Source organism: Paraburkholderia lebeckiae (assembly GCF_050436225.1).
Lineage (GTDB): Bacteria > Pseudomonadota > Gammaproteobacteria > Burkholderiales > Burkholderiaceae > Paraburkholderia > Paraburkholderia tuberum.
The window spans coordinates 1910578-1937388 of sequence record NZ_JBNDLU010000002.1; the positions used below are offsets into that span (position 1 = coordinate 1910578).

The 26811-nt window shown below is 64.5% G+C and carries 23 protein-coding genes, 1 other RNA gene and 1 pseudogene; 10 read left to right on the top strand and 15 right to left on the bottom strand.

Features of this window, described 5'->3' with window-relative positions; all coding sequences use genetic code 11:
• Positions 1 to 4: 4 nt before the first annotated feature.
• Genes rpoS through surE form a run of 4 tightly spaced genes read right to left on the bottom strand, consistent with a single transcriptional unit; the run spans position 5 to position 4027 of the window.
• On the bottom strand, positions 5 to 1093 hold the full coding sequence (rpoS, locus tag OKW45_RS23400; RefSeq protein WP_018418126.1) for an RNA polymerase sigma factor RpoS: 1089 nt from the start codon (positions 1091 to 1093) through the stop codon (positions 5 to 7).
• An 11-nt stretch (positions 1094 to 1104) separates the two neighbouring features.
• Entirely contained in the window at positions 1105 to 2055 is a 951-nt protein-coding gene (locus OKW45_RS23405; protein ID WP_429471420.1) for a peptidoglycan DD-metalloendopeptidase family protein, read from the bottom strand.
• A gap of 5 nt (positions 2056 to 2060) precedes the next feature.
• Complete coding sequence (locus OKW45_RS23410; protein ID WP_429471422.1) at positions 2061 to 3272, bottom strand: protein-L-isoaspartate(D-aspartate) O-methyltransferase; 1212 nt, start codon at positions 3270 to 3272, stop codon at positions 2061 to 2063.
• Complete coding sequence (gene surE / locus OKW45_RS23415; protein ID WP_429471424.1) at positions 3269 to 4027, bottom strand: 5'/3'-nucleotidase SurE; 759 nt, start codon at positions 4025 to 4027, stop codon at positions 3269 to 3271. Before surE ends, OKW45_RS23410 begins: the two co-directional genes overlap by 4 nt.
• A 334-nt stretch (positions 4028 to 4361) precedes the next feature.
• Here surE and OKW45_RS23420 point away from each other — a divergent pair, with 334 nt between their 5' ends.
• Positions 4362 to 5336 (top strand): NADPH:quinone oxidoreductase family protein, encoded by a 975-nt coding sequence (locus tag OKW45_RS23420; protein ID WP_429471426.1) that lies wholly within the window; start codon positions 4362 to 4364, stop codon positions 5334 to 5336.
• Between the two features lie 78 nt (positions 5337 to 5414).
• Here the strand turns inward: OKW45_RS23420 and OKW45_RS23425 are convergent, their stop codons facing one another.
• The 8 genes from OKW45_RS23425 to ffs form a co-directional block, all read right to left on the bottom strand.
• Positions 5415 to 6239 (bottom strand): ABC transporter permease, encoded by an 825-nt coding sequence (locus OKW45_RS23425; RefSeq protein WP_018418131.1) that lies wholly within the window; start codon positions 6237 to 6239, stop codon positions 5415 to 5417.
• Positions 6240 to 6310: 71 nt separating this feature from the next.
• Positions 6311 to 7123, bottom strand: a complete 813-nt coding sequence (locus tag OKW45_RS23430; protein WP_429471428.1) for an ABC transporter ATP-binding protein — start codon at positions 7121 to 7123, stop codon at positions 6311 to 6313.
• Positions 7124 to 7250: 127 nt separating this feature from the next.
• Positions 7251 to 8288 (bottom strand): ABC transporter substrate-binding protein, encoded by a 1038-nt coding sequence (locus OKW45_RS23435; RefSeq protein WP_429471430.1) that lies wholly within the window; start codon positions 8286 to 8288, stop codon positions 7251 to 7253.
• Between the two features lie 160 nt (positions 8289 to 8448).
• Positions 8449 to 9690 carry a CaiB/BaiF CoA transferase family protein gene (locus OKW45_RS23440; protein ID WP_429471432.1) on the bottom strand — a complete coding sequence of 414 codons (1242 nt, stop codon included), beginning with the start codon at positions 9688 to 9690 and terminating at the stop codon, positions 8449 to 8451.
• 108 nt (positions 9691 to 9798) lie between these two features.
• Positions 9799 to 10395 carry a recombination mediator RecR gene (gene recR / locus OKW45_RS23445; RefSeq protein ID WP_018418135.1) on the bottom strand — a complete coding sequence of 199 codons (597 nt, stop codon included), beginning with the start codon at positions 10393 to 10395 and terminating at the stop codon, positions 9799 to 9801.
• Between the two features lie 227 nt (positions 10396 to 10622).
• Complete coding sequence (locus OKW45_RS23450; RefSeq protein ID WP_027197578.1) at positions 10623 to 10949, bottom strand: YbaB/EbfC family nucleoid-associated protein; 327 nt, start codon at positions 10947 to 10949, stop codon at positions 10623 to 10625.
• 73 nt (positions 10950 to 11022) lie between these two features.
• Positions 11023 to 13554, bottom strand: a complete 2532-nt coding sequence (locus tag OKW45_RS23455; RefSeq protein ID WP_429471434.1) for a DNA polymerase III subunit gamma/tau — start codon at positions 13552 to 13554, stop codon at positions 11023 to 11025.
• 173 nt (positions 13555 to 13727) lie between these two features.
• Positions 13728 to 13826: signal recognition particle sRNA small type (gene ffs, locus OKW45_RS23460), an RNA gene on the bottom strand.
• Between the two features lie 508 nt (positions 13827 to 14334).
• Between ffs and trxA the strand changes: the two genes are divergently transcribed.
• The 7 genes and pseudogenes from trxA (at position 14335) to OKW45_RS23495 (ending at position 21575) form a co-directional block, all read left to right on the top strand.
• Complete coding sequence (gene trxA, locus OKW45_RS23465; protein ID WP_013089343.1) at positions 14335 to 14661, top strand: thioredoxin TrxA; 327 nt, start codon at positions 14335 to 14337, stop codon at positions 14659 to 14661.
• 285 nt (positions 14662 to 14946) lie between these two features.
• A complete protein-coding gene (gene rho / locus OKW45_RS23470; RefSeq protein WP_026225411.1) occupies positions 14947 to 16215 on the top strand; it encodes a transcription termination factor Rho in 1269 nt (422 codons plus the stop codon).
• A gap of 336 nt (positions 16216 to 16551) precedes the next feature.
• Positions 16552 to 16839: pseudogene (locus OKW45_RS23475) on the top strand (MFS transporter); the annotation flags it as partial.
• A gap of 15 nt (positions 16840 to 16854) precedes the next feature.
• Positions 16855 to 17688 (top strand): M90 family metallopeptidase, encoded by an 834-nt coding sequence (locus tag OKW45_RS23480; protein WP_429471436.1) that lies wholly within the window; start codon positions 16855 to 16857, stop codon positions 17686 to 17688.
• A gap of 178 nt (positions 17689 to 17866) precedes the next feature.
• On the top strand, positions 17867 to 18130 hold the full coding sequence (locus tag OKW45_RS23485) for a type B 50S ribosomal protein L31 (RefSeq protein WP_018418142.1): 264 nt from the start codon (positions 17867 to 17869) through the stop codon (positions 18128 to 18130).
• 305 nt (positions 18131 to 18435) lie between these two features.
• Positions 18436 to 20193, top strand: coding sequence for an ArnT family glycosyltransferase (locus OKW45_RS23490; RefSeq protein ID WP_026225412.1), 1758 nt, complete (start codon positions 18436 to 18438; stop codon positions 20191 to 20193).
• Between the two features lie 2 nt (positions 20194 to 20195).
• On the top strand, positions 20196 to 21575 hold the full coding sequence (locus OKW45_RS23495) for an MATE family efflux transporter (RefSeq protein ID WP_018418144.1): 1380 nt from the start codon (positions 20196 to 20198) through the stop codon (positions 21573 to 21575).
• Between the two features lie 113 nt (positions 21576 to 21688).
• Here the strand turns inward: OKW45_RS23495 and OKW45_RS23500 are convergent, their stop codons facing one another.
• Both OKW45_RS23500 and OKW45_RS23505 read right to left on the bottom strand, forming a co-directional pair.
• A complete protein-coding gene (locus OKW45_RS23500; protein WP_429471438.1) occupies positions 21689 to 22108 on the bottom strand; it encodes a carboxymuconolactone decarboxylase family protein in 420 nt (139 codons plus the stop codon).
• Positions 22027 to 22554, bottom strand: coding sequence for a MerR family transcriptional regulator (locus OKW45_RS23505; RefSeq protein ID WP_429471440.1), 528 nt, complete (start codon positions 22552 to 22554; stop codon positions 22027 to 22029). Before OKW45_RS23505 ends, OKW45_RS23500 begins: the two co-directional genes overlap by 82 nt.
• Before the next feature lie 310 nt (positions 22555 to 22864).
• Between OKW45_RS23505 and OKW45_RS23510 the strand changes: the two genes are divergently transcribed.
• Together OKW45_RS23510 and OKW45_RS23515 are read left to right on the top strand one after the other, a co-directional pair.
• The gene (locus OKW45_RS23510; protein WP_429471442.1) at positions 22865 to 23440 is read left to right on the top strand and encodes a ComEA family DNA-binding protein; all 576 of its coding nucleotides are present in this window, start codon (positions 22865 to 22867) and stop codon (positions 23438 to 23440) included.
• Between the two features lie 101 nt (positions 23441 to 23541).
• The gene (locus tag OKW45_RS23515) at positions 23542 to 23973 is read left to right on the top strand and encodes a YidB family protein (protein WP_018418148.1); all 432 of its coding nucleotides are present in this window, start codon (positions 23542 to 23544) and stop codon (positions 23971 to 23973) included.
• A 194-nt stretch (positions 23974 to 24167) separates the two neighbouring features.
• Here the strand turns inward: OKW45_RS23515 and clpB are convergent, their stop codons facing one another.
• A complete protein-coding gene (gene clpB, locus OKW45_RS23520; protein WP_429471444.1) occupies positions 24168 to 26765 on the bottom strand; it encodes an ATP-dependent chaperone ClpB in 2598 nt (865 codons plus the stop codon).
• Positions 26766 to 26811: the final 46 nt, after the last annotated feature.

The following is a 26811-nucleotide window of genomic DNA, read 5'->3' on the forward strand; positions in this document are numbered from 1 at the left end:
CAGGTCAGAGAACGGCGTCTTTTCGGACACCGTTTGAGGCGAAGAAGCGCTTCAGTCGCACCAGCGCTTCCTGTTGGATCTGGCGCACACGCTCGCGCGTGAGGCCCATTTCGTCGGCCAGCTCCTCGAGCGTGGCGGGCTCGATGTGATTCAGACCGAAGCGCCGCTCGATCACATGGCGGTGCTTGTCCGACAAACGCGCGAGCCATGCGCGTGTCAGTGTTTCGAGCTCGCGATGCTGCACTTCGGCGTCTGGCGACTGGCTCTGGTCGTCCGACAGCAGATCGAGCAGGCTGCTCGCCGGATCGAGATCGAGCGGCGCATCGAGCGATGCGGTGTGCTCGTTCAGCGCGAGGATGTCGGTGACTTCGTCGGTGGTCTTGCCGGTCAGATAAGCGATGTCGTCGATGCTCGCGTCGCGGCGCTCGGCCGCCTCCCCCGAATTCATCGAGTTCTTTTCCAGATGGCGCTTCGCGCGCAACACCTGGTTGAGCTCACGAATCACATGCACGGGCAATCGCACCGTACGCGCCTGGTTCATGATCGCGCGCTCGATGCTCTGGCGGATCCACCACGTCGCGTAGGTCGAGAAACGGAAGCCGCGCGTCGGATCGAATTTTTCGATTGCGTGCATGAGGCCGAGGTTGCCCTCCTCGATCAGATCGAGCAGCGGCACGCCGCGATTCAGATAACCCTTGGCAATGCTGACGACCAGCCGCAGATTGCGCTCGATCATCACCTGCCGCGCTTCGAACTCGCCGGCCTTGGCAAGGCGCGAATATTTCTGCTCTTCCTCGACGGTGAGCAACGGCTTCACGCTGATGCGATTCAGATAATGCTGGATCGTGTCGGCCGTGAGTTCGGCCTGCAGCAGTGCGCGGAAATCGTCGGCGTCGGGCGGCGCCTCGCCGGTGGTTTCGCGCGCGTCAGCGCTCTCGCTGTCGTCGAGGCCGCTCTGGCGTTCGTCGAGATCGCGCTCCTCCGCGACCTCTTCTTCCACTTCCGAAGCGCCGCTTTCGTCCACTGCGGCAGACGTGACTTCGCTGATCGTCTCAGACTCGGCTTGCGGCGGGCGGCGCTTCGATTTCGGCATGGTCGTATCGCTTATTGCGGCGGCAAATACTTCAGTGGGTCGACTGGTTTACCCTGTCGGCGAACTTCGAAATGCAACATCACACGGTCGGAATCGCTATTGCCCATCTCTGCGATCTTCTGCCCTTTCGTAACCGCTTCCCCCTCTTTTACCATCAAAGCGCGGTTGTGTGCATACGCGGTGAGATAAGTTGCATCATGCTTGATGATAATGAGATTGCCGTAACCACGCAGCCCATTTCCGGCATAGACGACGCGACCATCGGCTGACGCTTTAACCGGCTCGCCCGCGGAGCCGCCGATATTGACGCCCTTGTTGGTCGAGTCGTTGAACGTGTTGAGCAGCGGACCGCGCACCGGCCATGCAAATGCTACGTTGCCCGCCGCTGCGCTGCCGATGTCGGCGCTCGCCGCAGAGGGATTGGCCGGAGGCGCAGCTACCGCACCATTCGCGGGCGTACCGGTCGTCGCGCCGCCGTAGAGCGGCGGCATCGCGGCGCCGACCGCGGCCGGCGCGTTGTTGTTGAGCGGTGCGCTTTGCACCGCGCCCGTGCTGCCGATCGGCGCGGTCGACACGCCCGGCGTCATGGCCGCGGTATTCGCGCCCGGCGGCACGACGCGCAGCAGCTGGTCGACTTCGATCTGATTCGGGTTGGTCAGGTTGTTCCACGTCGAGATGTCGCGGTAATTCTGGCCGTTTTCGAGCGCAATGCGGTACAGCGTATCGCCCGGCTTCACGCGATAGTAGCCGGGCGGCGGCGGGCCGAGCGGCACCGCCGGTTGCGCCGCGCCCTGCGCGGTGGCGAGCGTGCCGCCGCCGGAGCGGTCGACGACGGGCGCCTGGTCGAGCCGGGATGCACAGGCCGTCATCAACAGGGACAAGGCGAGCACGCACACGCTGCGCTGGGTTACGGTCAAGGGGGTATTCGGGGTGGTTCTCTGCATCGCGCGCAACATACTCATCGGTGTCAAATCACTCCGGATTTTAAGGGTACAAAGAAAACGCGATCAAGCCGCGACTCGCGCCACTGCGCGGGGCCGAGGCGCTCGACCAGCGTCAGCACCTGACTCTGTCCTTCCTGTGAGCCGACCGGCGCAACCAGACGTCCGCCGATCGCGAGCTGCTCGATCAACGCCTGCGGAACGTCGAGCCCGGCAGCCGCGATCACGATCGCGTCGAACGGCGCCGCCGACGGCAAACCGAGCCGCCCGTCGCCGTAATGCAGCCGGATATTCGGAATGCGCAGCGGACGCAGATTCGTCTTCGCGCGCTCGGACAGCGGCTTGATGCGCTCGATCGAATAAACCTCGCGTGCGACCTGGCTCAGCACCGCCGCCTGATAGCCGCAACCGGTGCCGATTTCGAGCACGGTGTTCAGCGCGCGCCCGGCCGCCGCGAGTTCGATCATTCGCGCAACCACCGACGGCTTCGAGATAGTCTGGTGATGACCGATCGGCAGCGCGGCATCTTCGTACGCCTGGGCCGCAAGACCCGGATCGACGAACATGTGGCGCGGCACCGCCGCCATCGCGTTCAGCACACGCTGATCGCTGACGCCATTGGCTCGCAGGCGTTCGACCATGCGTTCGCGAACCCGTTCCGAGGTCAGCGCCAAGGCGTTGTTCATCGCGCCGCTGCTCGCGCCGCCGAATGCGCCGCCGAATGCGCCGCCCAACGCGGCGTTCAGCGCGGGTTTCGCGCTTTGCTGCAGTTGCGACTGAAGTGGCGATGGTGTCGCGCGCGCGCTGTGGCCAGACGCATGCGTCGAGGTTTTGCCTGGCTTGACCGACGACTTCGGTGCTTGCTTGACAGGCTGTCCCGCCAATGCACCGGCGAACGCGTTCGCTGTTGTCTTTGCGATAGGAGCGGCCTGCGGCTTTGGCGGCATCGCACCGGTCGCCGCCGTCGACGTACCCAACGAAGCGCTTTGCGTCTTCGCCTGGGGAATCACCTGGGGTCGCGTCGCCGGCGTGGATTGCGCAGCAACTGAGGTCCTCGCTTGCGCCCGTGCGGCCGCACCGCCCTGCGTCGGCTTCGCCGGCTGCTGCCGTGCGTTCAACGCCGCGCTCGCCGCGAGCGCCGCCGCGCGCATCTCGCCTGGACGTCCCTCGGGCCGGCGCGGTTCGCGCACCAGGTCCTCGAGCCCTAGCGGAAAGCGCTTCGCGCGCTCGCCGGTCATGAACTGCCGCTCCCGGCGCGCAGCCAGTCGCGCGCCGCGGGCAGCATTTGCGTGTAGGTCAGATCGAGCTGCAGCGGCGTGATCGACACGGCGCCGTTGGCCACCGCATGGAAGTCCGTGCCTTCGCTCGCGTCGCGCGCCTGGCCCGAGGCGCCGATCCAATAGATCGGTTCGCCGCGCGGATCGGTCTGGCGGATCACCGGCTGCGACGGATGACGTTTGCCGAGTCGCGTGATCTGCCAGCCGCGCAGTTCGTCATACGGCAGGTTAGGAATATTGACGTTCAGCAGCGGATGTCCCGGCAACGGCCGCGCGAGATAATGCTCGACGATTTCGGCGGCAACGCGGGCCGCGTCTTCGAGATGCGCCCAGTCTTTGTCGACGAGCGAGAACGCGATGGCCGGCACCCCGAACATGATGCCTTCGGTGGCGGCTGCGACGGTGCCGGAATACAGCGTGTCGTCGCCCATGTTCTGGCCGTTGTTGATACCCGACACGACGAGGTCCGGTGTATGGTCGAGCATGCCGGTCAGTGCGATGTGCACCGAGTCGGTCGGCGTGCCGTTCACGTAGTAGAAACCGTTCGCCGAACGCAGGACCGACAGCGGCCGCCACAGCGTCAGGGAATTCGACGCGGCGCTGCAGTTCTGTTCGGGAGCCATCACGGTGATGTTGGCGATCGGCTTCAGCGCTTCGTAAAGCGCGGCGAGGCCCGGCGCCAGATAACCGTCGTCGTTGCTGAGTAGGATTCGCATGCGCCGATTGTAACCGAGGAAAGATGGCACGCGAACGACATGGACGGCGTGTCTGCGTGGTGTGCACAAGCCTCGTGCGAGCCCGTATGTTCCAGGTGCGCAGATGCTTGTATCGAACGCAAAGATGCTGCTTCGCACTGAATGCGCGGCCGTGCGCGCCCGTCGATGAATCGGCAACCTGTGCGTGCTTCGCGCTGTGCAATGCAATACGGCTTGCGCGCGACGCATCAAAAGCGCGCTGCACGTCGTAACCCGCAGCGCAACAAATCGCACGGTCGTGCGCTTTGTTTTACACTCGGAAAACAGTACAAACCCTGAACGATACGGAGACACGATGCGCGCGATTCGCTGCAAGCAGTACGGGCCGCCCGAGAGCCTGGTCGTCGACAACCTCGCGGATCTCGAAGCGCCGCCTGGCCACGTCGTGATCGACGTGAAGGCCGCGGCCGTCAATTTTCCCGACGTGCTCATCATCGAGAACAAATACCAGTTCAAGCCGCCGCTGCCGTTCACGCCCGGTTCGGAAGCCGCGGGCATCGTGCGCGCGGTGGGCGAAGGCGTCACGCAGTTCAAGCCTGGTTCGCGCGTGGCCGCGTTCACCGGCTCCGGCGGTTTTGCCGAGCAGGCGCTTGCGCCCGCCGCGGCCTGCGTGCCGCTCGACGATGACGTGTCGTTCGAACTCGCGGCCGCGTTCACGCTCGCGTATGGCACCTCGCATCACGCGGTGGTCGATCGCGGCGCGCTGCAGCCGGGCGAGACGATGCTCGTGCTCGGCGCGGCCGGCGGGGTCGGGCTGGCGGCGGTCGAAATCGGCAAGGCGCTCGGCGCGCGCGTGATCGCGGCGGCATCGAGCGACGAAAAGCTCGCGACCTGCGTGAAGCACGGCGCGGACGCGACGATCAACTACAACACCGAGGATCTGCGCGAGCGCATCAAGGCGCTCACCGACGGCAAAGGTCCGGACGTGATCTACGACCCGGTCGGCGGCGTGTATGCGGAGCCGGCGTTTCGCAGCATCGGCTGGAGGGGGCGCTATCTGGTGGTCGGCTTTGCGAATGGCGAGATTCCAAGGCTGCCGCTGAACCTGATGTTGCTCAAGGGCGCAAGCGTGATCGGCGTGTTCTGGGGCGACTTCGCGAAGCGTGAGCCCCAGCGCAATCGCGCGGCATTCGAGCAGATGACCGGCTGGATTCGTGAAGGCAAGCTCAAGCCCTACGTGTCCACCCGCTACTCGCTCGACGACACCGGCCGCGCGTTGCGCGACATGGCCGAGCGCCGCGTGATCGGCAAGGTGGTCATCACGCCGTAGCACAACCAATAAAGGAGCAACAAAAACCGCGCGGCGGCCGACCGCGATTTCGGCCGCCGCGCCGCTTGCGATCCACGATCACAGCTTCTCGGTATCCCCGGTGCGCGGCTGCCACTTCATCAAACGCCGCTCCGCGGTCCCGACGATCGCATCGAGAATCAGCGCGAACGCGGTCAACACCAGAATCCCCGCGAACACCGTGTTGATATCGAAGGTGCCCTCCGCCTGCAGGATCAGATAGCCGACGCCGCGCGCCGAGCCCAGATACTCGCCCACCACCGAGCCGACGAACGCAAGCCCCACCGACGTATGCAGGCTCGAAAACACCCAGCTCATCGCGCTCGGCAGATAGACGAAACGCAGCAGCTGCTTACGGTTCGCGCCGAGCATGCGCGCGTTCGCGAGCACGATCGGGCTCACTTCCTTCACGCCCTGGTAGACGTTGAAGAACACGATGAAGAACACCAGCGTGACGCCGAGTGCGACCTTCGACCAGATGCCGAGGCCGAACCACACGCCGAAGATCGGCGCGAGAATCACGCGCGGCATCGAGTTCGCGGCCTTCACGTACGGATCGAACAGTGCGCTCGCGGTCGGCGCGAGCGCGAGCCACAGGCCGACGCCGAGCCCGATCGCGGTGCCAAAGACGAACGCGAGCACGGTCTCGACGAGCGTGATCCACAGATGCAGATAGATTTCGCCGCCCGTGAACCATTCCCAGATCCGCTGCAGTACTTTCTGCGGCTCGCCAAAGAAAAACGCCGCCTTGTTCGGATCGTCGAAATAGAACGGCGGTATCAGCGTCGGGCTCGTCAACACGTACCACAGCACGAAGCACAGCACGAGCAGCAGCCACTGCCAGATCACCAGATTCGCCCGGCTCGGGCGCAACGTCTTCCACATGACTTGGTTTGCCTTGGACGATTATTGAACACGTCTTCTTTTCGATGCGCAGGCGGGGATGCGCGGCACATTCAAACAGCGGTCAGTTGCTGCTGATAACCCTTGAGCACCTCGTCGCGCAGCACTCCCCAGAGCTGCGCATGCAACTCGACGAAGCGCGGATGCGAACGGATTTCGGCGACATCGCGCGGCCGCGGCAGATCGATCCGGAACTCGCCGATCGGATGCGTCGCAGGCCCGGCCGACAGTACCACCACGCGATCCGACATCGCGATCGCTTCGTCGAGATCGTGCGTAATGAACAGCACGGCCTTGCGCTTCGCGGCCCAGAGATCGAGCAGCTCATTTTCCATCAGCTGCCGCGTTTGAATATCCAGCGCGGAAAACGGCTCGTCCATGAGGATGATGTCGGGGTCGAGGATCAGCGTCTGCGCCATCGCGACGCGCTTGCGCATGCCGCCCGACAGCTGATGCGGATAGCGGTCGCCGAAGCCGCCCAGACCGACACGCTTCAACCACTCTTCGGCATTCGCGCGCGCTTCCGAGGCCGGCACGCGGTGAAACGACAGGCCGGCCATCACATTGTCGAGCGCCGAGCGCCACGGCATCAGCGCATCTGCCTGGAACATATAGCCCGCACGGCGATTCAGGCCGCTGAGCTTTTCGCCGAACACGCTGACGCCGCCCGTCGACGGCTGGAGCAGCCCCGCGCCGATGTTCAGCAGCGTGGACTTGCCGCAGCCAGTCGGCCCGACGACCGACACGAACTCGCCGGGCTCGATACGCAGCGTCGTGTCCTTGACCGCTGTGTAGCGCTGTGCGCGGTTGTCACGCGCGGCGAACGTGCAGGTGATGTTTTCGAGCGCCAGGGCAGCAACGGTCATCGTACGGCTCGCTTCGGGAATCGGGTTAGCGGGGAATTGTCGCGGCGACGCTGGGGCGACGGGTGTGGACGCGGCGAATCGCCCTGTCCACGTCCCATTCGATGCGCCTGTGCGCGCGCCGCGTCGTTCATGCCTTGACGGTCGCGAGCGCCTTCTTCACGAAGTCGTTGGTCCACGTCTTCGACAGATCGATCTGCGCGTTCTGGATCACCGGATCGAACGCTTTCAGCGTCTTCAGCGACGTCGCGGGACCGTCGGCGGGCATCAGGCCGTCGGGCGACATCGCTTCGCGCACGTGCTGCCACGCGTCGAGATAGAGCGCGCGGTCGCCAAGCAGATAGCTCTCCGGCACCGCGTTGATCAGTTCGCTGCCGCTCGCGTTCTGCAGCCACTTGAGCGCGCGCACCATCGCATTGGTGAGCGCCTGCGTGGTGTTCGGGTTCTTCGTGATGAACGACTGCGAGGCGTACAGGCAGCCCGCCGGCATGTCGCCGCCGAACACGATGTGCGTATCGGTGAGCGTGCGGGTATCCGACACGACGCGCACGTCGCCGGCGCGCTCGAGGCGCGTGACGACCGGATCGAGATTTGCGATCGCGTCGATCTGTCCGGACTGCAGCGCGGCGATCGCGCCGGCACCGGCGCCCACGCCGATGAACGCGACGTCCTTCGGACTGAGCCCCGCTTTCGCGAGGACGAAGCTCGCCATGATCGACGTCGACGAACCCGGCGCGGTCACGCCGATCTTCTTGCCCTTCAGATCGGCGATCGACTTGTAGTTCGGCATCGTCTTCTTCGACACCGCGAGCACGATCTGCGGCGCGCGGCCCTGCAGCACGAATTCGCGGAACATCTGTTTTTGCGCCTGCAACAGCAGCGTGTGTTCGAACGCGCCGGAGACCACGTCGGCGCTTCCGCCGACTGCCGCCTTCAACGCCTGCGAGCCACCCGCGAAGTCGGAAATCTCGACTTCGAGCCCCTCGTCCTTGAAGTAGTTGCGGCGCTCGGCGATCGTCAGCGGCAGGTAGTAGAACAGGTTCTTGCCGCCGACCGCGATGGCGACCTTGGTGGTCTCGGGCTTGCCCTGTGCGAAAGCGAACGGCGTGGCCGCGAGCGAGGCGCCCGCGAGCGCCGCACCGCCGGCGAGGAAGGTTCTGCGTTGCATGGTCCGTTGTCTCCAGATTTTTTGTAGTCCGGCTTTTTGACCGCCCGGGTGCGCGTTGCGCAAGCGCTTGGGCACGGTGTGGGGCTGCCGGTCGCGCGGCGCGAATCGTGCGTCAGCGCCGCGCTTTACGCGCCTTTCTCTATGCGTTGCGCTGTGCGCCTCAAACGATCTGTTGCACCCGCAACCGCGCGATGCCGTCAGCATCATAACCTAGCGATTGCAGGACTTCATCGGTATGTTCACCCAGTTCTGGCCCCAGCCAGCGCGTCTCACCAGGCGTCGCCGACAGCTTCGGCGTAATCGTGGGCAGCGTGATGTCCTTGCCGTCCTGCCACTTGAACCGCTGGATCATCTGCCGCGCGATGAACTGCGGATCGGTGAACATGTCGGCGACGCTGTAGATGCGGCCCACCGGCACGTCGGCCGCGTTCAGCACCGCGAGCGCTTCGTCGATCGTGCGCGTGGACAGCCACGCGCCGATCGCGGCGTCGATTTCCTGCGTGCGCGGCACGCGGCCATCGTTGTGCGCGAGCGCTGGATCGTTGGCGAGATCGTCGCGTTCGATCGCGATCATCAGGCGCCTGAAGATCGGATCGCTATTGCCGCCGATCACGATGCTGCCGTCGCGGCACGGATACGTATTCGACGGCACGATGCCCGGCAGAGACGCGCCGGTACGCTCGCGCACCATTCCGTAGACGCCGTATTCGGGCACCACGCTTTCCATCATGTTGAAGACGGCCTCGTACAGCGCGACGTCGACGACCTGCCCCTTGCCGCCGTTCACCTGCTTGTGATGCAGCGCCATCAGCGCGCCGATCACACCGTGCAGCGCGGCGATCGAATCGCCGATCGAAATGCCGATGCGCGGCGGCGGCAGATCCGGATAGCCGGTGATATGGCGCAGACCGCCCATCGACTCGGCGATCGCGCCGAAGCCGGGCCGGTCGCGATACGGGCCCGTCTGGCCGTAGCCCGACAGACGCACCATCACGAGGCCGGGGTTGTCGGCGGACAGCACGTCGTAGCCGAGCCCGAGCTTTTCGAGCAGACCGGGCCGGAAATTCTCGACGACGATATCGGCCTCTTTCGCGAGTCGCCGCACGATCTCCTTGCCCTCTTCGGCTTTCAGGTTGACCGTGACGGACTTCTTGTTGCGCGCCTGCACGGCCCACCACAGCGACGTACCGCCGACTTCCGGGTACAGCTTGCGCCATTTGCGCAGCGGGTCGCCGCCTTTGGGGTCTTCGATCTTGATGACGTCGGCGCCGAATTCGCCGAGAAAACGCGCGGCGAACGGCCCGGCGATCAGCGTGCCGAGTTCCAGCACCTTGACGCCGGCGAGCGGACCGCACGCGTCATGCGGTGCGGCGCTCGCGCCTGATTCGGGGGTGGCGCTCATGAGTCTCCTTGGTTCTGCATCGTTGTGTACCCAGTCTCTCTGGTTTGCAACGACTTGCGACGATGCATGCCTGGACGGATATGGCGGCGGCCAACGAAAGCCGCCTGGCTACATCGAACGACGGTCGAGCATCGCGCGCGCGATCGTGCCCGCGTCGACATACTCGAGTTCGCCACCCACCGGCACGCCGCGCGCGAGACGCGTCACGGCAAGGCCGCGCGCCTTCAGCGTCTGTCCGAGGTAATGCGCGGTGGCCTCGCCCTCGTTGGTGAAATTGGTGGCCAGCACGACTTCCTTGACGACGCCATCCGACGCGCGCTTCACGAGCCGGTCGAAATGGATTTCCTTCGGGCCGATGCCGTCGAGCGGACTCAACCGCCCCATCAGAACGAAATAGAGGCCGCGATAGGTCATCGTCTGTTCGAGCATGATCTGGTCGGCCGGCGTTTCGACGACGCACAGCAGCGACGGATCGCGCTCCTCATCGAGGCAGACCTCGCAGATCTGCGCTTCGGTAAACGTGTTGCACTTTTCGCAGTGACGCAGATGCTCGGTCGCGAACAACAGCGAGCGCCCGAGCTTTTCGGCGCCCTCGCGATCGTGCTGCATCAGGTGATACGCCATGCGCTGCGCGGACTTCGGCCCGACACCGGGCAGCGCGCGCAGCGCTTCGACGAGCGCCGACAGGGCGGAAGGTTGTTTCATGCGGATCGGCGTCGACGTGGGTGGTGCCCGGGTGGGCGAATCGGGATGCGGGGGTGTTGCTCGAACCGGGCCGCGCTTTCACGCCGTGACGACGCTTTCACGCGCGGCTGCAGGTTCGATGTTTCCAGCCTGCACGCGGCGCGCGGCGGCGAGCGTCTGCGTTCGCACCGCGGCAATGAACCGCCGCGGCGCTCACCCGCTTCAGCCCTTTCTCAATCGGAACAGGTTCAGAACGGCAGCTTGAAACCCGGCGGCAGCGGCAGGCCGGCAGTCATGCCGCCCATCTTTTCCTGCGCGGTCGCCTCGGCCTTGCGCACGGCGTCGTTGAACGCGGCGGCGACGAGATCTTCCAGCATGTCCTTGTCGTCGGCGAGCAGGCTCGGGTCGATCGACACGCGGCGCACGTCGTTCTTGCAGGTCATCGTCACCTTGACGAGACCGGCACCCGACTGCCCCTCGACTTCGATCAGCGCGAGTTGCTCCTGCATCTTCTTCATGTTTTCCTGCATCTGCTGGGCTTGCTTCATCAGCCCGGCGAGTTGGCCTTTCATCATGGACGTGCTCCTTCTAGATAGCGTGAAATCTGGCATTCCGGCGCCGCGCTGCGACGACGCCGCGAACGATGGATCAGTGGGCCGGCGACGCGCCGTTCGAGGCGGCGTCCGGGGTAATCGGGCGGACCGAGCCCGGCACGATGCTCGCGCCGAACTCGCGAATCAGCGACTGCACAAACGGATCGGCGCTGATCTCGCGCTCGGCTTCCTGCTGGCGCTGCGCGCGCAGCTTCGCGTCGTGCGCGGCGGCGGTACGGCGCGCCGGGCCGACTTCGACCTGCACGTCGACGTTCTGGCCGAGCCGCTCTACGAGCGCTGCCTTCAGTTTAGCGACCTGCGACGCTTCTGCGTATTGCGGCACCGGCACATTGAGCTTCAGCGTGCTGCCGTCGAGCGCCATCAGTTCGCTGTTGAACGCAAGCTGATGCGAGATGCCCTTCAGCGGCAGATCGACGGCGAGCGCCGGCCAGTCGCCGGTGAAACCTAGCGGATCGAGCGACACGGCAGGCGGCAGCGGGCGCGCATCGGCGACCGGCGCCGGCGCGGCGGCGTGCGCGGCCGGGCCGTCCATGCGGACGTCGTCGGGGCCGCGGTCGAATACCGGCACGAAGTTGTCGTCTGGCGGAATGAAGTACGCGTCGTCAGCGGCCGACAACGGCATGTAGTCGTCGGGCGGCATGTCGTCCCATGGTGGGATCGACGGGCTGTCCTGCTGCGCATTGCTGCTCGCGCCGCTGTTTGCGTCGCGAGCGGGCGCCGCCTGCGCGGCGGTCTCGTGCGTCACGCGGCGTGGCGCACCGGGCGTCGGCACCGGCACGACCACACGCGGCGCGGCGGGTTTCGGTGCGGCCGGCTTCGCGGACACGTCCGTGTTAGCGCGGCCACGGTCGGACGATACTTTCATGCCGGCGTTGCGCAGCACGTCGAGCGCGGCGCTGGCGCCGCCCGCGCGACGCGGCGCTGAGTCGGCTGCGGCCGCCGGTGCCGCCGCTGAAGCGGGCGCCGCCAATTCCGGCCGCGCTTCCGGTTCCGGTGACGTGGCCTCTTCCGCGCGACCAGGCGCGGCGGTTGCAAGCGCGCTCGGTGCGGACGAAGGTGCGATGTCGGAAACTTCGTTCGAGACCGGCGCGGTCGAGCTGGCAATCGTGGCGACGGCATTCGCTGGCGCGTCTTCCCACGGCGCCAGCGGGGGCGCCGTAGTGGCAGGCGCGTCTGTCACGCGGGCGACTTCGGCATTGGGCGATTGCGGTGCTGCTTCAGACTGCGCGGAGTCGGCTGCGGGCTTCGCGATCGGCTTTGCAGTCGCCCCGATCGATTTCATCGCGTCGCCCAGCTTCTCGCCGGCAACGCCTACCTGGGGTCCGCGAACGTGCGCAGCAGCTGCCATGGCCGTCGCGGACGAAGGTGACAGCGCGCGCAGCGCGGCAACCGTCGGTGCACCAGAGCGCTTCGTACCGGCGGCGGCGCTCGCACCGTTCTGCGTGCCAGCGGCTCCCGCCGCTCCGCCACCGCCGCCTGTCGGCGCCGGCTCGAACGCGAGCATGCGCAGCAGCGTCATCGTGAAGCCCGCGTATTCGTCGGGCGCGAGGCCCAATTCGCTTCGGCCGATCGTCGCGATCTGATAGAACAGTTGCACCTGCTCGGCGCTCAACGCGTCGGCGAAACGGCGCAAGTCGGCCGCCTCCGGCCATTCGTCGAGCACCGACGAAGGCGCGAACTGCGTCCACGCGATCCGATGCAGCAGGCTCGCCAGATCTTGCAGCGCCGTCGAGAACGACAGGCTGCGCAAGGCCATCTCGTCGGCGACCGCCAGCACCGCCGCGCCGTCGCCCTGCGCGAGCGCGTCGAGCAGACGGGTCAGATAGCTTTGATCGAGCGCGCCGAGCATGCCGCGCACCGCGTCTTCACTGACCTGGTTCGCCGAATAGGCGATCGCCTGATCGGTCAGCGATAGCGCGTCGCGCATCGAACCGTCGGCCGCGCGCGCGAGCAGGCGCAACGCCTGCGCCTCGTGAGGCACGTTCTCTTCGCCGAGAATGCGTTCGAGATGCGACACGATATGGCCTGCCGGCATCTGCTTCAGATTGAACTGCAGACAGCGCGACAGCACGGTGACCGGAATCTTTTGCGGGTCGGTGGTCGCGAGGATGAACTTGACATGTGGCGGCGGCTCTTCGAGCGTCTTCAGCATCGCGTTGAACGCGTGGTTCGTCAGCATGTGCACTTCGTCGATCATGTAGACCTTGAAGCGCGCATCGACGGGCGCGTACACTGCGCGCTCGAGCAGCGCGGCCATTTCATCGACGCCACGATTACTCGCCGCGTCCATTTCGACGTAATCGACAAAGCGCCCTTCGTCGATCTCGCGACACGCACGGCATACGCCGCAAGGCGTCGATGTCACGCCGGTCTCGCAATTGAGCGCCTTCGCGAAGATGCGCGACAGCGTGGTCTTGCCGACGCCGCGCGTACCTGTAAACAAATAGGCATGGTGCAGACGGCCGCCGTCGAGCGCATGGGTGAGCGCGCGCACCACGTGCTCCTGTCCGACGAGCGAAGCGAAATCCTTCGGCCGCCATTTGCGTGCGAGAACTTGATAGGTCATCCGGAAATTGTATCAGTAACAATGGCGCGCAAAACCGATTCGGGAAGACGCGCGAAACGGCCACGACGACGCTCCATCGGAACACGGCGAACGATCAATACAAAAGCTGGGAATGACTGTGGAGAAACTGCGGACAAGCCGTGAAAACGGCTGCGGAGAAAAAAGCAAGGAAAGGTGACGAGCCCGACCCTCGGCACTGGTGGAAAACGGCTGTGGCTGCTTCGTTCCCGACCTGACCAGATTGACCATCCCTCCATGCGAGGAGGCCCGTCACGAAAGATTCTATCATTGCCGCGCGCATTGTGCGACTGTTGACGCGAGCAAAACGCGAACGACGCTTCGCTTTGAACGGCTTCGCGCTGTTTGCGCCCGCTTCCTGCACGCCGCCCGACGCCCTGCCAGCCACCGCGGCGACGCCCGCCACGCGCGGCACTTGAGTTCGCCGCGCGCGCCACCATTTAGATTGCAATGCGGTATCCGTGAGCCGCAGAAACCGGCCAACACTACGGCGGCGGCCTATTAGCCCCACTGTCCTGATGAGTACTATCACCATCGGCAACGCATAGCGAATTAAGCTACACTGCCAGTTGAAAGACCCGCATACGCGACTCTTTCTGCGCATTCCGTGAAGATCCGGCGTTTTTTCAGACCGTTTTTCTGATTTTCACAGGCAGGCGCGGCAAGGCTCTGGATGCGGCAGAGCGAAAGGAAATTTTCCCGGTTTTGACGTATCGTGGCGAGCAATTCAGGCGGGCCTCGAACCGACAGAGGTATTCATAAATGAGCGAACAAATCAAGCATATTAGCGACGCATCGTTCGAACAGGACGTCGTGAAATCCGATAAACCCGTGCTGCTCGATTTCTGGGCCGAATGGTGCGGTCCGTGCAAGATGATCGCGCCGATCCTCGACGAAGTCGCGAAGGATTACGCCGATCGCCTGCAAGTCGCTAAGATCAATGTCGACGAGCATCAGTCCACGCCGGTCAAGTTTGGCGTGCGCGGCATCCCCACACTGATCCTGTTCAAGAACGGCGCCGTTGCCGCTCAGAAGGTCGGCGCTCTGTCGAAGTCGCAACTCACCGCGTTCCTCGACGGCAACCTGTAAAGCAGCAGTACGCCGCGGCGTTCGCGGGTCCATCGCGCGCCGCAGTCAGTTCGAGAATCGGGCGCATCAGTGGAGCAAACCGCCGCGCACGCCGGTCAAGCAAAGCGTGTTGTCAGCCGGCAACACGCTTTGCAACAAAGATGCCACGCCGCCGCACTGGCTTAAATTGGCGTGTGCTATGCTAGAATCCACAAAACGTCGAAAAGACGTGTAAGTCTTTGAGCGGTTCCGCTCACCCTCCTCCCAGATTTCATTTCGTCGCACCTTCTCCTGCGGGTTCTCCGTATGCATTTATCCGAGCTTAAGACTCTGCACGTGTCCCAATTGATCGAGATGGCCAATGGCCTCGAGATCGAAAGCGCGAACCGCCTGCGCAAGCAGGAATTGATGTTCGCCATTCTAAAAAAACGAGCCAAAGCGGGCGACACGATCTTCGGCGACGGCACCCTCGAAGTGCTGCCGGACGGTTTCGGCTTCCTGCGTTCGCCGGAAACCTCCTACCTCGCCAGCACGGATGACATCTACATCAGCCCGTCGCAAATCCGCCGCTTCAATCTGCATACTGGCGACACGATCGAAGGCGAAGTGCGCACGCCGAAAGACGGCGAGCGCTATTTCGCGCTGGTAAAGGTGGACAAGGTCAACGGCCAGCCGCCGGAGGCCTCCAAGCACAAGATCATGTTCGAAAACCTGACGCCGCTGCACCCGAACAAGGTGCTGCTGCTCGAACGTGAAATGCGTGGCGAAGAGAACGTGACCGGCCGCATCATCGACATGATCGCGCCGATCGGCAAGGGCCAACGCGGCCTGCTCGTCGCGTCGCCGAAGTCGGGCAAGACCGTGATGCTTCAGCACATCGCGCACGCGATCAAGCAGAACCATCCCGACGTCGTGCTGTTCGTGCTGCTGATCGACGAGCGCCCGGAGGAAGTGACGGAAATGCAGCGTTCGGTGGCCGGCGAAGTGATCGCCTCCACGTTCGACGAACCCGCTGCGCGTCACGTGCAGGTCGCCGAAATGGTGATCGAGAAGGCCAAGCGCCTCGTCGAAATGAAGAACGACGTCGTGATTCTGCTCGACTCGATCACGCGTCTCGCGCGCGCTTACAACACGGTGGTACCGGCCTCGGGCAAGGTGCTGACGGGCGGTGTCGACGCGAACGCGCTGCAGCGCCCGAAGCGGTTCTTCGGCGCGGCGCGCAACATCGAGGAAGGCGGATCGCTCACCATCATCGGCACGGCGCTGATCGAAACCGGCAGCCGCATGGACGATGTGATCTACGAAGAGTTCAAGGGCACCGGCAACATGGAAGTGCACCTCGAGCGCCGTCTCGCCGAGAAGCGCGTCTATCCGTCAATCAACCTGAACAAGTCGGGCACGCGCCGCGAAGAGCTGCTGATCAAGCCCGAAGCGCTGCAGAAAATCTGGGTACTGCGCAAGTTCATTCACGACATGGACGAAGTCGAGTCGATGGAATTCCTGCTCGACAAGATCCGTCAGACGAAGAGCAATTCCGAGTTCTTCGACATGATGCGTCGTGGCGGCGGCAGCTAACGCGCGACCTTCGTGCTGGCCGTATTAGTCGGCAACTGCAATGCATGAAAAACCGCTCGCAAACTGCGAGCGGTTTTTTTTCGTCCATCATCCGCAGAGACAATGCGCCGCCTCAACATGAACGTGAACGTACACACGGTTTCTCGAAGGGGCCTCGGCTATCCGGTCGAGAACACCGGCTGCACGTCGGCGCCACATCGCTGATTTCGGCGAGCGCGCTGTTCGTCTATCTGCGTTTTGCGAAGCTGCTGCTGCGCAAGAAGTGGATCATCGTGCCGGGCTTCGCGGTGGCCGCGTTCGCCGCCGGGTGGATGACGCGCATGTCGCCGGACCGAGGAGTTCACGCACGGCTACCGGCTGAAAAACATCGTCCGGCAGTTGACCATCTCCTTCGCGACTGCCTCGGCGATCATCGTCGAGCAGCACCGGCTCGCGCTGCATCAAAGTCGCCTCGCGGAGTCCGTGAATCCGTACAATCCGGTCTACCAGAACACGATCGCCTCGATCAGCCGGTCGATTGCGCAGCAGGCCAGTTTGCTCGCGTCGCTCGACGGTTTCTATTTTCTGATCGGCGTCGCGATATGCGGCGGCCTGTTCGCCGCGAGGCAAAAAAAGATCGACTGAAGGTGGGCTCCAAGCATGCTGTCGAAACTCACGAACTGGCTGGGCACACGGCGTCGCGAGCGCGCGCTGCGCGACTATGCGATCGACGATTCCTTGTGGCTGGCGACACTCGCCGGCCTACCCTTTCTCACGCATCTGGAAACGCCCGATCTCACGCGGCTGCGCGAGATGACGAGTCTCTTCCTCGCGCAGAAGGAGTTCTCGACCGCGCACGAGCTCGAGCTGACCGATGCGATGACGGTCGGCATCGCCGCGCAGGCGTGCCTGCCGGTGCTGAACCTGAGCCTCGATCTGTATCGTGGCTGGGTCGGCGTGATCGTCTATCCGGGCGAGTTCGTGATCCGCAAGACCGTTGAGGACGAAGATGGCGTCGTGCACGAGATCGAACACGACGCCAGCGGCGAGGCGTGGGAAGGCGGCCCGGTGGTGCTGTCGTGGGAAGACGCGCAGATGACCGATGGCAGCGACGCATACAACGTCGTGATCCACGAGTTCGCGCACAAGATCGACATGCTCAACGGCGAAGCGGATGGCCACCCGCCGCTGATGCGCCGCTGGCACGCGCCGCTCGATGCGCAGGCATGGGCCGATGTGTTCGACCATGCATACGATCACTTCTGTGCGAAAGTCGACGCGGTGCCCGAGCGACGCTGGGCGCGTTTCGAACGCGAGTCGCTGGTCGATCCGTATGCGGCGGACCATCCGTCGGAATTTTTTGCCGTGTGCAGCGAGGCGCTGTTCGTCAAGCCCCAAGCGTTCGAGGCGGAGTATCCGGAACTGTACCGACTGCTCGCGCGCTACTACCGGCAAGATCCAGCGCGCGTCGGATTGACGTTCACGCCGGTTTGAGACGCCGCGAACGGGCGCCGCTTGCGCCGCAATAGAATCCGCTGGCAGAAAAATCGCCAAACGACTGATTTTCTGGCATAATCGCGGTTTTTCGACCGTAGGCAAGTGGCTCGCGCCTGAAGGCAGTCCAGTTCCAGGCTGCACGCGGGTTGGCTACCGCCAGATTAAAGGAAAGACCATGAAAGAAGGCATTCACCCGAATTACCGCGAAGTCCTGTTCGTCGATATGTCGAACGACTTCAGGTTCGTGACGCGCTCGACCATCCAGACGCGCGAAACCGCGGAATTCAACGGCAAGACCTACCCGCTCGCGAAGGTCGAAGTGTCGTCGGAATCGCATCCGTTCTACACCGGCCAGCAAAAGATCATGGACACGGCCGGCCGCGTCGAGAAGTTCAACAAGAAGTTCGGCGCACGTGCTTCGGGCAAGGCAGTAAAGTAATACCGCAACGTTGCCGGCTTCCGGCCGGCAACGGAGCAAACAGAAAGGGCAGCGCGAGCTGCCCTTTTTTGTCGCCTGCGCTTGCGCCCGCTGGGTCGCGCGCCGCGCGAAGCCTTCAGCCAGAAGGAGCGCGCCGCGCTTTCGCGACACTGTGTTACAGCTTGTCCATTGACGTTGCCGGGCGTTACCGGCCGTGACGTGCATCGCACGGCACGACTACAATGCCGGATGCTCGAAACGGGCCCTTGCGCCCTGACCTGCCAGGCCGCTCCGGCTGCATCGTTTATCCAGACTCCACACACCGCATGAGACCTGTCGTTCGCCTCACCGCCTCTGCGACCAGTGCGTTGCCGCGCTGGCTGCTGCTGGCCATCTGTATCGTCTACGCCTCGTTCGGCCTATTCGGCCGCGATCCGTGGAAGAACGAGGACGCAGCCGGCTTTGGTGTGATGTGGACGATGGCGAACGGCGGCGCGCACGACTGGCTGCTGCCGAATCTGGTCGGCAAATATCTGACCGAGGACGGCCCGCTCGGCTACTGGCTCGGCGCGAGCGCGATCCGCGTCCTCGCACCGTGGGTCGACGCGAGCAACGCGTCGCGCGTGTTCACGGGCCTGCTGTTCTGCGCGGGCTGCGCGTTCGTCTGGTACGCGGCGTATCTGCTCGGCCGGCGTGCCGAAGTGCAGCCGTTCAAATATGCGTTCGGCGGCGAGCCGGAACCGCGCGACTATGGCCGCACGCTCGCCGATGGCGCACTGCTGATCCTGCTCGCGTGCTTCGGCCTCGCCGAGCGCGGTCACGAGACCACGCCGCAGCTCGTGCAGTTCGTCTGCATCGCGATGCTCGTGTACGGCCTCGTGCGCATGATCGACAAGCCGATTCAGGGCGCGCTGACCTGGGGTCTCGCGATCGGCCTCGTCACACTCGCGAGCAGTCCGGTGCTGGTCGGCGCGCTGCTGCTCGGCACGCTCGCGATGACGCTGATCGTGCGCGAAACGCGATCGCGCTGGCTGCTGCTCGCGGGTCTGCCCGTGGCGCTCGTGCTCGCGGTGTCGTGGCCGATCATCGCGCTCACCGCGTTCCCCGACGACGCTGTCTGGTATCTGAACCAGTGGCTGCACGTGAGCCTGAGTTCGTTCGCGGGCCCGCCCGGCTCGGTCGCCGCGTATGCGCTGAAAAACCTGCCGCTCTTCACATGGCCCGCGTGGCCGCTCGCGCTGTGGTCGTGGTTCAGCTGGCAGGGATTGCGGCGCGCGCCGCACGTGGCGATTCCGCTGTCGGTGATCGGGCCGCTGTTCGTGCTCGTCGTGCTGCAAAGCCATCAGTCGAACCGACTCTACATGCTGCTGCTGCCGCCGCTCGCGGTGCTCGCCACTTTCGCGTTGCCGACGCTCAAGCGCGGCGCGATCAACGCGATCGACTGGTTCGCGCTGCTGAGCTTCACGATCCTCGGCAGCTTCGTGTGGCTCGTATATGTGGCAGGCCTGACCGGCTTTCCGCACCCGCTCGCGCGCAATCTCGCGCGACTCGCGCCCGGCTTCGTGCCGCAGTTCAAGATTCTGTCGTTCGTGTGCGCGGTCGCGGTGACCGTGTGCTGGTTCCTGCTGGTGCGCTGGCGCCTCGCGCGTCATCCGAAGGTGCTGTGGCGCAGCGTCGTGCTGTCGAGCGCCGGCACCACGCTGATGTGGGTGTTGCTGATGACGCTGTGGCTGCCGGTCGTCAACTACAGCCGGACCTATCGCGACGTCGCGCAGCAGATCGCCAACCACTTGCCCGATGACTACACGTGCATCGCGCCGGTACGCCTCGGCAATGCGCAGATCGCGACGTTCGCATATTTCGGCGACATGCACTTCTCGTTCGACCAGGACTGCGACGTGATCCTGCGTCAGGACTCGCAGGACTACGGCGACCCTAGCGCGATGCCCGACTACATCTGGAAGCTCGTGTGGGAAGGCCGCCGCGCGGCGGACCGCGACGAACGCTTCCGCCTGTACGTGCGCATCGACCGTCCCAAGCCGCCGCCCGGCAAGCGCCGCAACTGGCACAAGAAGCTCGACTGACCATGTTCGCCGACGTACGGAAAATCGCCGCGCTCGCGTGGCCCGTATTGATCGGCCAGTTGGCGATCATCGCGTTCGGCGTGATCGACACGGCGATGGTCGGGCGCTACTCGGCCGTCGATCTGGCCGCGCTCGGCCTCGGCTCGTCGATCTACGTCTCGGTCTATATCGGCCTGACCGGCATCGTGACCGCGCTGCAGCCGATCACCGCGCAGCTGTACGGCGCGCGTCGCTACGGCGAGATCGGCGAAGAGGTCCGCCAGTCATGGTGGCTTGCCGCCGCGCTGACCGTGATCGGCTTTCTGATCCTGTTCTTCCCCGGACCGCTGCTGGCGTTGTCGCGGGTGCCCGACGCGCTGCACGAGCGCACGCTCGCGTACCTGCGGATTCTCGCGTTCGGGCTGCCCGCCGGCCTCGCCTTCCGCGTCTACGGCTCCGTTGCCAACGCGCTCGCCAAACCGCGGCTCGTGATGTTCCTGCAGATCGCCGCGCTGCTGCTGAAAATTCCGCTCAATACCTGGTTCATTTTCGGCGGCCTCGGCGTGCCCGCGCTGGGCGGTCCGGGCTGCGCGCTCGCGAGCACGCTGCTCAACTGGGCACTCGCGGCGCTCGGCATGCTGCTGCTCGCGCGCGTCGACGATTTCAAGGCACTCGGCATCTTCACGCACTTCTGCTGGCCGGTCTGGAAGCGCCAGGCCGCGCAACTGCGGCTCGGTATTCCAATGGGGTTGTCGTATCTGATCGAGGTCACGTCGTACACGTTCATGGCGCTTTTCATCGCGCGTTTCGGCACGACGACGCTCGCCGGACATCAGATCGCCGGCAACGTCGGCGCGGTGCTCTATATGACGCCACTGTCGATCGGCATCGCGTCGTCGACACTGGTCGCGCAGGCGCTCGGCGCGCATCGGCCGCAGGCGGCGCGCACGCTGTCGCGTCACGGCATCGCGATGGCGGTTGCGATCGCGTGCTGCTACGGCGCGCTCGTGCTCGTGCTGCGGCCGTACATTGTCGACGGCTATACGACGAACGCGCAGGTCGCGGCGAAGGCGTTGCCGCTGGTGCTGATCGTCGCCTGCTACCACTTGTTCGACGCGTTGCAGATCTCGACCGCGTTCGTGCTGCGCGCCTACAAGGTCGCGGTCGTGCCGACCATCATCTATGCGGTGGCGCTGTGGGGAGTCGGGCTCGGCGGCGGCTATGCGCTCGGCTTCGATACGACCGGCCTCACGCCGCCCTGGCTGACCGGCGCGCGCGGCTTCTGGGTCGCGAATTCCGCAAGTCTCGCGATTGCCGGCCTCGGCTTGCTCGTGTACTGGCGATTCGTGAGCCAGCGCTATTTGCGCGAGGCTGCGGCGGCGCGGGTCGATTCGGCTGTTTGAAGGGATGGGGGGGTTGGGAAGGCCTCGAATAGCACCGACCGGACCGTCAGTTGCACCCAAGCCGGGGTGAGAGACGACCTGTTCTGCATCCGCCTTTCCGTTCCCCGCGCAGCTCAGCCTGCTGACGCCGCGTATGCGGCCTCCCCCTCCCGATCCTTGGCCTCAAAAATTTCCTGCGCCGCGAACAGCGCATTGAGCGCGGCCGGAAAGCCCGCATAAAGCGCCATCTGCATGAACACCTCGACGATCTGCTCGCGCGTGCAGCCGACGTTCAGCGCCGCCTCGATATGTACCTTCAGCTGCGGCTGCGCGCAGCCGAGGGTCGCGAGCGACGCGATCGTCGCAATCTCACGCGTGCGCAGATCGAGCTGCGGCCGGCTGTAGATGTCGCCGAAGCCGAATTCAATCAACAGGCGTCCGAATTCCGGCGCGACTGGCGCGAGCGCGGCGATTACCTGTTCGCCCGCCGAACCGTCGATTTCCCTGAGCTTGTCCCAGCCCCGCGCGTAGCGGTCGTTGTGTGCGTAGTCCATTGCGAGTCCTTATCGGAGTGTGAGGGCGACGAGGTTTCGTCGTCCTGTCGTGCCGGATCGGGCTCAAGCGCGCCGCTCGTGGCCGCCTCGTAGTACGCGATCTTGTCGTCGATCGCGCCGAGGTTGCTCTGCAGATCGGCGATCCGCGCGAGCAGCGCGGTGCGATGCGCAACCAGCAGGTCGCGGCGTGCGCGCATCGTCGGATGGCCTTGCGCGCGCAGCGCGGCGATCTGCTGCATGCCGGAGATCGACATGCCCGTTGCCTTCAGACGCATCACGAAGCGCAACCAGTCGAGATCGGCCGGCGAGTACAGCCGGTGCCCCGTCTGCGTGCGTCCGACCGGCCGGATCAAGCCGGCCTGTTCGTAATAGCGCAGCGTGTGCGTGGACACGCCGATCGTTTCGGCAACCTGACCGATGGTGAGCGCGGTTGAGTGTTTCGACATGACGGACTCAGGTTAGGACTTCGAGTGCACTCTAAGTCAAGCGTCGGACGCTGTCATTCCTTTGCGTTGCTCGTTCTTTATCGCAGACGAGTCATTGTGATCGATATCGACCGATAAATTCACCGGCACTGCATGCCGCTAAAAGCTTTAAATATTGTGTGGCGGATTTACTTGTCATCAATCGAACGGTATAAATCGTCCGCTATCTCAAATCGGGCTTGCGATTTGTCCTATGCTTAAACGCAGCGCCCGCTGACAGGATAGGTCGTCCGTTCCCGGCTAACTTTTTGCCCTCAATGGAGTGCTTGCCATGCTGAAGAAGCTTTTCATGCTTTGCGTCGCTGTGGCTTTGTCGCTGTCGGCCGGATTTGCCGCGGCCGTGGAAGTGAATACCGCCGATCAGGCCGCGCTCGAATCGGTCAAGGGCATCGGCCCCGTGCATGCGAAAGCGATCCTCGACGAACGCGGCAAAAACGGCCCGTTCAAGAACGCCGACGATCTCGCCGCGCGTGTGAAGGGCATCGGCCAGAAATCGGTCGAGAACCTCGAAGCGGCCGGACTGACGATCAACGGCTCGTCGGCACCGCCGACCGGCGCGAAGACGTCCACCAAGCCGGCCACGAAGACCACACCGGCGGCTCCCGCGGCAACCACCGCCGCCGCGCCCGCTGCCACGACGGCAGCACCGGCCGCGGCTGCCCCTGCCTCGGCCGCGAAGCCGTCGAAGTCGAAGAAGAAGGACAAGGCCGCAGCATCCGAAGCAGCAGCCGCTTCGGCTCCGGCCGTCGCGGCTAGCGCGCCGGCCGACGCGTCCGGCACCAAGGCTTCGAAGAAGAAAGTGAAGAAGAGCAAGGCGGCATCCGCCGCGGCTGCGTCCGGCGCTTGAGCCCGGCGGGGCTGCCGCCCTGCGTTTCACCGCGACGCGCAACCGCGCGTCGACGTCACCCGCCCGGCCGTCATACGCGCCGGCATTGAAGAGAGACCGTCATGAGCCTACTCGACACCATCGGTTCCCTGCTTGGCAAATCGCCAGAAGGCGGCGGCCAGCAAGCGCTGATCGCCGCCGCGCTCGAATTCGTCAACAACCAGCCTGGTGGCCTGAACGGCCTGATCCAGCGCTTCCAGGAAAAGGGCCTCGGCGACGTCGTGTCATCGTGGGTCGGCAATGGCGAAAACCAGCCGATCGCACCCGATGCGCTGCATAACGTGCTGGGCTCGGAAGCCGTGACCGGTCTCGCCGCCAAGGCCGGCGTCCAGCCGGATCAGGTGACGGGTCTGCTGTCGCAGATCCTGCCGCACGTCGTCAACGCGGCCACGCCGGAAGGCGAAGTGCCGGCCGATGGAAAGCTGAACGCGACCACGGTGCTCGGCGCGCTCGGCGGCCTGTCGGCGCTGCTCGGCAACAAGGGCAACGCTTAAGCACGCTGTGCGCCATGCGCTGGCGACGGCTTAGGCTGCCGGTCGACGCCGACGCCAACGCCAACGCCAACGCCCGGTTTGAAATCGGCGGGCAAAAGAAAACCGGCAACGAAGTCACCTTCGTTGCCGGTTTCTTAACGTTGGCGGGAACGGCTCGACTGCCGTCGTCCCGTCGCGTCATCAAGCCATCGCGTTCAGTGCACGACGCGTTCGAACCGCACCTCGCCGTCGTCCACTTCGACCGGAATCACATCCTTCGGACCGAACTTGCCGGCCAGAATCAGCTTCGCGATCGGGTTCTCGATCTCCTGCTGGATCGCGCGCTTCAGCGGCCGCGCACCGAACAGCGGGTCGTAGCCGACCTTGCCGATGTGCTCGAGCGCCGCGTCCGATACCACCAACTGCATGTCGAGCTTCGCGAGCCGCTCGTGCAGACGCTGTAACTGGATCCGCGCGATCGACTGGATGTTCGAGCGATCGAGCGCATGGAACACGACGACGTCGTCGATCCGGTTCAGGAACTCGGGCCGGAAGTGCAGCTTCACCTCTTCCCACACGGCGTCCTTCACGGCTTCCTGGGGCTCGCCGACCATCGCCTGGATCACCTGCGAACCGAGGTTCGAGGTCATCACGATCACCGTGTTCTTGAAGTCGACGGTGCGGCCCTGGCCATCGGTCATGCGGCCGTCGTCGAGCACCTGCAGCAGCACGTTGAACACGTCCGGATGCGCCTTCTCGATTTCGTCGAGCAGGATCACGCTATACGGCTTGCGGCGCACGGCCTCGGTCAGATAACCGCCCTCCTCGTAGCCGACGTAACCCGGCGGCGCGCCGATCAGACGCGCGACGCTGTGCTTCTCCATGAACTCGCTCATGTCGATACGGATGAGATGCTCTTCCGAATCGAACAGGAACGACGCCAACGCCTTGCACAGCTCGGTCTTGCCGACTCCGGTCGGCCCGAGGAACAGGAACGAGCCATACGGACGGTTCGGGTCCGACAGACCAGCGCGCGAGCGGCGAATCGCATCGGCGACCGCGTTGATCGCCTCGTCCTGGCCGACCACGCGCTCATGCAGCTTCGACTCGATCTGCAGCAGCTTTTCGCGCTCGCCCTGCATCATGCGCGACACCGGAATACCGGTGGACCGCGACACGACCTCGGCGATCTCTTCCGCGCCGACCTGCGTGCGCAACAGACGCCGACGCTTCGGACTGTTCTGCTCCTCGGCTTCGGCGCGCGTGACTTCCTTCAGCTGCGCCTCGAGACCCGGCAGCTTGCCGTACTGCAATTCAGCCACCTTCTCGAGCTTGCCCTCACGCTGCAGACGCACGATTTCCGCACGTGTCTTCTCGATCTCTTCCTTCAACTGCGCGCTGCCCTGCACCGCCGCTTTTTCCGCGGTCCAGATTTCATCGAGGTCCGAATATTCGCGGTTGAGCCGCTCGATTTCCTCTTCGATCAGCTGCAGACGCTTCTGCGACGCCTCGTCCTTCTCCTTCTTCACCGCTTCGCGTTCGATCTTCAGCTGGATCAGACGACGGTCGAGCCGATCCATCTCCTCCGGCTTCGAGTCGATTTCCATCTTGATCTTCGACGCGGCTTCGTCGATCAGATCGATCGCCTTGTCGGGCAGGAAGCGGTCCGTGATGTAGCGATGCGACAGCTCGGCGGCCGCGACGATCGCCGGGTCGGTGATGTCGACGCCGTGGTGCAGCTCATAGCGCTCCTGCAAACCGCGCAGGATCGCGATGGTCGCCTCGACCGACGGTTCGTCCACCAGCACCTTCTGGAAGCGGCGCTCGAGCGCGGCATCCTTTTCGATGTACTTGCGGTATTCGTCGAGCGTGGTCGCGCCGACGCAATGCAGCTCGCCGCGCGAGAGCGCCGGCTTCAGCATGTTGCCCGCGTCCATCGCGCCTTCGGCCTTGCCGGCGCCGACCATCGTGTGAATCTCGTCGATGAAGACGATGGTTTGCCCTTCGTCCTTCGCGATGTCGTTGAGCACCGCCTTCAGGCGCTCTTCGAACTCGCCGCGATATTTGGCGCCCGCGAGCAGCGCGGCCATGTCGAGCGACAGCACGCGCTTGTTCTTCAGCGTTTCCGGCACCTCGCCGTTGACGATGCGCTGCGCGAGCCCCTCGACGATCGCGGTCTTGCCGACGCCCGGCTCGCCGATCAGCACCGGGTTGTTCTTGGTGCGGCGCTGCAGGATCTGAATGGAACGGCGGATTTCGTCGTCGCGGCCGATCACGGGATCGAGCTTGCCTGCGCGGGCGCGCTCGGTCAGGTCGATCGTGTATTTCTTCAGCGCTTCGCGCTGGCTTTCGGCGTCCTGGCTATGCACCTGCGAGCCGCCGCGCACCGCGGCGATCGCGGTTTCGAGCGCCTTGCGCGACAACCCGTGCTCGCGCGCGAGACGGCCGGCCTCGCCTTTGTCGTCGGCGACCGCGAGCAGGAACATTTCGCTCGCGATGAACGTGTCGTTGAGCTTCTGCGCTTCCTTGTCCGCCTGGTTCAACAGACCGGTCAGTTCGCGGCCGATCTGCACGTTGCCGTCGGTGCCCTGCACTTGCGGCAACCGCGTGACTGCGTCGTTCAGCGCGGTTTGTAGAGGTTGTACGTGCACGCCGGCGCGCGACAGCAGCGAGCGAGCGGAGCCGTCCTGCTGCGCGACGAGTGCCGCCAGCACGTGGACGGGTTCGATGTACTGATTGTCGTGGCCAACCGCCAGACTCTGGGCGTCCGCGAGCGCTTCCTGGAATTTAGTGGTGAGTTTGTCGATTCTCATCAAGAGACCTCCAATTTCGATTACCACCAAAATGAGGCGTTTTATT